Source organism: Amphibacillus indicireducens, from assembly GCF_039539605.1.
GTDB lineage: Bacteria > Bacillota > Bacilli > Bacillales > Amphibacillaceae > Amphibacillus > Amphibacillus indicireducens.
The window spans coordinates 1-4385 of the sequence record NZ_BAABDL010000087.1; the positions used below are offsets into that span (position 1 = coordinate 1).

The 4385-nt window shown below is 35.0% G+C and carries 2 protein-coding genes; both read left to right on the forward strand.

Annotated elements, in window-relative coordinates; all coding sequences use genetic code 11:
• Window positions 1–268: 268 nt before the first annotated feature.
• The gene (locus ABD814_RS08505; protein WP_344912206.1) at window positions 269–2173 is read left to right on the forward strand and encodes an SEC-C metal-binding domain-containing protein; all 1905 of its coding nucleotides are present in this window, start codon (window positions 269–271) and stop codon (window positions 2171–2173) included.
• 468 nt (window positions 2174–2641) lie between these two features.
• Complete coding sequence (locus tag ABD814_RS08510; RefSeq protein ID WP_344912208.1) at window positions 2642–3871, forward strand: IS4 family transposase; 1230 nt, start codon at window positions 2642–2644, stop codon at window positions 3869–3871.
• Window positions 3872–4385 lie beyond the last annotated feature (514 nt).

A 4385-nucleotide genomic window follows, 5' to 3' on the forward strand; every position in this document is an offset into this window, starting at 1 on the left:
CTGGCATTCACTTTTGGCAATTTAATGGGCAAATCACCTATAAAAAATCAAGTTATGAATAATGCAGGATAAATAATTAAATATCGAAAGACCCAGACCTATCAGATCGGTTTAGGCTTTCCATTATCACATCCTAATTAATATATTATTGCTCAAAACAATTGAATTAGCCTAAAGTACAATCTGTTGACTCAACATTTGCCTTGAATTGTAAGTCTAGTACCTTCATAATTAAAAGAAAGTATACACAAATAAGAGGTGAATTCATATGAATAAGGTCGGTCGAAATGATCCTTGCCCATGTGGCAGCGGAAAAAAGTATAAAAAATGTCATGGAGCATCTAATGTGATTGAAATAAACCCTAAGCGATACAATGACCAATTAGCAGAACTCCACGCCGGATTAATGGATTTTGCCTCCATTAATTATGAAAATGAACTAGCTGATATTCTTAGGGAAAATATACAGCCAGAGGTCCCCGATGATGACGATCTTTTCAATTTGTATACGTCTGCAATTGTTTCTTGGAGCATATTTCATCAACCCCTCGATAATGGAAAAACGATCTTTGACATTTACTATCAAAGACAACAGAAAAAAATAAAAAATGAAAGGGTAAGAAAAGTATTTTATTCCTGGTCGGAGGCCCCACTTACTTTCTATGAAATAGTTTCAGTCGATAAAGAAAGTTTATTCATTGAAGACATTCGAACGAATAAAACTTACCAAGTAAATATAAATGAAAGTGATGATTTTGAAGCAGGCAATTTATTAGTCGGGGTGATTATTCCTTATATTCAGGAGTATAGGATCTTATTATCTATCTTCGAGTTATATGACGAGGACGGAAAACTGTTTGATAAAACTTTATCATTAACCGATAGTGAACTGAGAATTTACTACCCGCATATCTTAGCTGATGCGATTATCGATGAAGCATCAACTTTTGATTTAGAATATGGTCATTTTCAATATTACCAAGTTGCAACTCTTCTCGAACAAAAATTGAAGAGTAAAGAAGCTAGTGGAGATTTAATCAAAATTGGTAAGATTATTTGGAAACTGTTCACGGACAGAGAGTTTCCGATCATTAGAAAACCTGAAGCGTATGTGGCTGCACTTGAATATGTCATTCAAACTAGAATTTTAAATGACCGAATGCAAACACAAAAGGATCTAGCAGATGAATATCAAGTTGCAGTTACAACGATCTCAAAAAATGCACGTCAGATAACGGAAACTGTAAATGAAGAATTAGATGATCTTGCATTTGAGCTCGAAGATTTAGACGATAATGAAACAATCGAGTTCGCTCCGCCACCAATGGAGCAATCAATGCGTGATATACAAAGGTTAATAGATCAACAAGAATTTGAATCAGAAGAAGAGATGCATGATTTTTTAAATCAAGTACTTAATAACGAGGAATTCACACCACCTGCTTCAACTGAACCACGTGACCTTGCTCAGGACAAGTTGTTTGAAGCAAAACAAACAGATGGTGCTAAGCGACAAAAACTGATTAAAGAAGCTTTAGAGATTTATCCAAACAACCCAGAAGCATATTTATTAATCGCAGAAGATGAGCACAATCCAAGCAAACAATTTGAACTTATTCAACAAGCTGTTAACTTAGGCAGACAAGATCTTGGCGAGGACTTTTTCAAAGAGAATACAGGCCATTTTTGGTTGATGATTGAAACAAGACCTTTTATGCGAGCAAAAGCCAAGCTTGCCAGTTTTTACCTTAATCATGATGATATTGATAATGGCATTGCTGAATTTGAAGATTTAATTATTTTAAATCCAAATGATAACCAGGGAGTTCGATATATTTTACTCACTTTATACCTCGAACAAGAACGATACGAAGATGCACAAAAATTAATTGATCAATATAAGGATGATAAAGCAGCTGTTGCCCTTTTCAGCCGCGCATTAATCGCCTACTTTACTAAGGGAATGGTGCCAAAAACAATTAAACTGCTAAAAGAGGCTGATCAGAGAAACCCTCATGTAAAAAAATATCTAACTGGAAAAGAACCTCTCCCTAGGAAGCAATTTGACTATATTGGTCGGGGTGATGAATCAGAAGCTATCACATATGTTCAAGAAAATTTCCATTTATGGAATAACGCTGCTCCATTATTAAATAAATTAGCAGAAATTTAACTTTTTGTTAATCTTATTGTCATTTTCAACAGCTTTAGATCGTTTACCAGCAGGAACAAAAATTCCATGCTTTTTAATGACAAAGTCGCTATCGCAACTAAATCACGTCCCAAGTAAATAATATTTACTTGGGATTTTACCTCGCTTCAATCATCGTGCCATTACAGTGTCGACAATGTAATTCCCAAAAACCTACAAAGTGCTCTTTTAATATTTACTTAACAATTCCAGAACCTTTTCTCATTTTTTCCTTAAATATGATAATTTGATTTTAAAAAAGTTATCCACAATTAATGGATCTTACAATTTCCTCACTAGCGTTGCATTAACTTTTTCACTTAAAGTCAAGTGAAATGGTTAGTGTCAATATTATGAAAAATGGTAATTTCCACTACAAATTATCATAAAAAAACCTTATAATTAGGGGTATGGTAGTCCTGTCCAAATCCCAAATTATAAGGAGTTCACATGGACAATCATACCATAAAAACTGTATTCAAGGAATACATTCATCCATTAGATATAAAAATAATTCAAAAAATGATTGATGTGGAAGCGATAGACAAGTATGTTAAAAAGTTATATACCCTTTCATATATTCGCTTATTTCTTTACGCACAACTTAAAAAGTTAGAAAATCTTGCGGTCATCAGTCAATCTGTTTCACGCAAAAAAACGGTGCAACGACTAGTAGGGATGGACAGTATCAGTAAGTCGCAACTCTCGCGTAAGAATAGACAAATTCCACATGAAATAACGGAAGCTATTCTTCGTCATCTTATTCAAAAAATTCAGTATACACTAGGAGCTGTGAAAGCAGGAAAGGCATTGGATAAGCTTCATTTAATTGATTCATCCACCATTTCCATGTGTCTGAACGGCTATGAATGGGCTGATTTTCGAGATACGAAAGCTGGAATCAAATTGCACACGTCGATTAGGTTATGTGATGATACTGTCTCGTTAGACCAAATGATCTTAACGCCAGCTCGACCAGCGGATGAAACACGACTAGATGAATTAATCGTTTACACGAAAGATGTGCTTCATGTATTCGATCGCGGGTACTTCAACTTTGTGAAATTTGATACCTATTCGAAAAAAGGAATCAGATTTGCGACACGCATCAAAAGCAATACAGTTGTAAACATCATAGAAGAATTACCAGTAGAAGCATCTTCCCCCATTACGCGGCATGCGATTGTGACATTAGGGAAAATGAAGAACCAATTACAGTTAGTAGAGACAATGGACAGTAACGGAAACAAGATTCGTATTGTGTGTAATGATGCCAAGCGCAGTGCACTAGAAATTAGTGATATCTACCGAAACCGTTGGAAAATTGAGTTGTTTTTCAAATGGGTCAAGCAACATTTAGTCATTAAAAAATTTTATGGCAAGAGCGAAAATGCAGTTTACAATCAAGTCTACCTTGCCATGATTACTTTTTGTCTGATCATCTTAATGAAACAAAAAGTAGGTTTCAAAGGCACCTTGTTGGAAATGTTGCGTTGGGTAAGGGATTGTTACAATCAATCCATGACAACATTTGTCTTGGAAGTACGTAAAGAACCAGAACGCAAATCCAGTGGACGACGAAGGTGGGACAGTGACCGGATTTTTGCAGAGACCTTAGCACAATATGAGACAGGAGATATTTCGCACTTAGATAATCTTACGTACGATCCGTTGGTTTAAAATTGTATAATATTTAAAAAATGGATGAAGGACTACCTTTCATGCCCATTGTCTTTTTTCTTAGTGCGAAGCTGATTAATAACTGAATATTTTGTTAATTGATATTTTGATGAAAAATTAACACTTGACTTTATCAATCACTTTTTATGCAACGCTAGTGCAATTTCCTAAACTGCGAGTGATATTTCACCCATCCCCTCGACCATATTATCGGTTATAACATTGAGCTCCCCAGAACTATCTGTGAATTTATCACGGCAAATTTAGTTAAACCCAAATACTTTTCTTGATATCTTATAAGCACCCATAGAAATTTGTCTTCCAAACCAACTCGGCAAATTCGTTAATTGTCCTAAAAAGCCATATCTTACCCAGATTATTCACAGTCCCACCACAAACCCTTAAGAAACTGCATCAAATCAATAAAAAAGAACATTTGGCATTTCACTAATTAAGTGAAAAGGAGCCCGATCTTTGATATTGTATAAGTGACGAAACAAACACAAATCAAGGA

Bases quoted from the DNA above. Each gene is read 5' to 3' on its own strand.
- ABD814_RS08505 (WP_344912206.1), top strand. From the start codon at position 269: ATGAATAAGGTCGGTCGAAATGATCCTTGCCCATGTGGCAGCGGAAAA.
- ABD814_RS08510 (WP_344912208.1), top strand. From the start codon at position 2,642: ATGGACAATCATACCATAAAAACTGTATTCAAGGAATACATTCATCCA.